This is a genomic window from Candidatus Cloacimonadota bacterium (assembly GCA_011372345.1).
In the GTDB taxonomy this organism is placed as follows: Bacteria; Cloacimonadota; Cloacimonadia; order Cloacimonadales; family TCS61; genus DRTC01.
Map to the genome: position 1 here is coordinate 1 of DRTC01000227.1, position 2052 is coordinate 2052.

General features: G+C 36.2%; 1 protein-coding gene. It reads right to left on the minus strand.

Features of this window, described 5'->3' with window-relative positions:
• Window positions 1–2052 (minus strand): hypothetical protein (locus ENL20_04415; protein ID HHE37798.1); only part of this gene is annotated, 2052 nt, incomplete at both ends.

A 2052-nucleotide genomic window follows, 5' to 3' on the forward strand; every position in this document is an offset into this window, starting at 1 on the left:
GACCAGTTCATAAATGATTTCATGCTTGTTTCTCCCGGAGCGATCCAACCATTTGAACAGATGGTTATCGATTCATATCTTCTTCCATAAAAATAAAGATCGAAAGGTAGATTGATATCTTCTATATCTCCGGTATCTCCATTATCATAAAAGTTAAGAGAAGTTCCATCTCCTCCGTAATCAGGGTCGATTTCATGCCAGAAATACATGGGAGATAGGTCATAATCAATATCATTGTCATCATAACAATAGTAACCGTATCCATCTGGACCAAGGGGATCTGTGATATCAACTTCTCCAACTTCAATGATAAAGTTAGAAAAACTTTCATAACCGCTATCATTGGAAATTTGAATTTGAAAAGGAATCTGGGAACCTGGTAAAATCTGGGAACTTGACTGTAATTCGAAGGAATCATCTATATTATTTGCTTGTCCTCCGCTGACTATAGTCCCGAAATATCCGTAATCATCAAAAATGGAAATATCATCATTTGTACAGCTGATGATCGCAGAAATATTGTCAACTGTCTGGGAACCGATATTTTCAAGAATTACAACAAGTTCGACTGTTTCTCCCGGATCAAAGATACTATTATTATCGTCGTAAATGATATGATTGTTTTCAATAATATTTGGTCCATTAACATTCAGGAAAACTTTATTTATCCATTCATTTCCATTTCCGTCCGTGATCGTGAAATCAAGAGGAATTTCCGAACCACCCAAAACATTATTATCAACAGAGAAATCAAAATCATCATCGGAAATAACCGAATTTCCAGCAGGAATATCACCATATTCTTCCGTATCATCAGTGATTGTAATAAAATCACAATCAGATGAAAGGACAGCATTGACCGAAGTTGATAAATTTGTCCCGTAATTCTTTAATCTGGCACCAAGTTCAATACTTTCACCGGGGTTGATCAATCCGTTGTCATTACCGGAAGAAGTTCCAATATTATCATCATCGATAATAGTTTCTTCTACATTGATAAAAAAATCGGATTGAGTAATCTCAAATGATCCTAAATGGGGAATAAAATTATGATGAGTTACAGTTAAATCAACTGTTCCTGTCAGCTCTTCCAATTCGAGATAGATTATTCCTTCGCTATCTGTAAATCCGGTCGAAAATATTTCATCGTCTCCCATTAAAGCAGTAACCCATGCATTTTTTAAAGGAAGTCCGGAGATATTTTGCACGACTACTTCCAATAAATTTGAACCCAAAGGGACATCTGAATCATAAATAACATTCATTTCCTGGGGAATTCCAGTCCATAATTCCATTCCCGGATCACCCATGAGATTGTTCCAATAAGAAAATTTGTAAACGGAATTATTTGGATTAGTAGGATAATTAATATATAAATTTAATTTGCCGCGAGTTAATGCTCCACCCATATTATAAATATGATCGGCAAAAATACCGTAATATGTTCCACCATCAACACAATTATTAAAGCATGTATGAGTTGATAAAGTTGCTGTTCCGACCGCAGCAATTCCACCTCTGGGAACTGATACTGATCCAGCCCGGAGAAATGCTTCACTGATTGATGTTCCACTTTCAAAATCTCCGGTACCACATGTGAGGGTAATAACAACAGGAAGTTTAAAACCATTAGTAAGGTTATTCGTGTCGTAATTATCCCAGCCACTCATGCCATAGTATCCTCGATAATTAAAATAGCTTACACCGAGATTAAGATAATTGCTCATTTGCGAAACCCAGGAACCTGAATAAACTTCGATACAGTTTATATTGGGAGCGTGAAATCCCATCATTTCTTTGATAGACTGTTTTGTATAAATACAGGACTGCCCGGAAGAACTCGGATCACCAACCAGCAGAGCAGTGTTATACCAGTTTGTTTCATCTAAATATGGTTCTTTTTCATAATTCAGAATTTTATTAAGGATCGTTTGAAATTCAGAAATAGAATTAAAAGACAAACGACCGATAAAAACATCGGCTAAGATATCATTTCCTTCGAGAAGAGTGTAATAATGATCGCCTTCCCCTCCATCCATATGGCTGGTTGGA